Origin of the sequence: Geobacter hydrogenophilus (assembly GCF_018501225.1) — a bacterium.
GTDB classification, from domain to species: domain Bacteria; phylum Desulfobacterota; class Desulfuromonadia; order Geobacterales; family Geobacteraceae; genus Geobacter; species Geobacter hydrogenophilus.
Window position 1 is genome coordinate 1 of record NZ_JAHCZI010000044.1, and the last position, 263, is coordinate 263.

The 263-nt window shown below is 64.6% G+C and carries 1 protein-coding gene; it reads left to right on the forward strand.

The genetic code is table 11. The features are described from left to right. The coding region (locus KI811_RS18455; protein ID WP_214187926.1) for a PKD domain-containing protein at window positions 1-263 on the forward strand (263 nt) is incomplete at both ends.

Consider the following 263-nt stretch of genomic DNA (forward strand, 5'->3'; position numbering starts at 1 on the left):
AAGATGGTCTACTGCACCGCCTGCCACACCAGCACCAACGCCACGGTGGTCAAGGTCATCAACGACGGCATGGCCGGTATCCAGCAGAGCTGCAACGCCTGCCACACGGTAACCGGCAACAACCTGCCTCCAACCGCCAACGCCGGCGCCGACAAAGTCGTCACCGTCAATCAGGCGGTTACCTTTACCGGCACCGGCACCGATCCCGACGGCACCATCGCCTCCTACGCCTGGAACTTCGGCGACGGCACCACCGGCAGCGG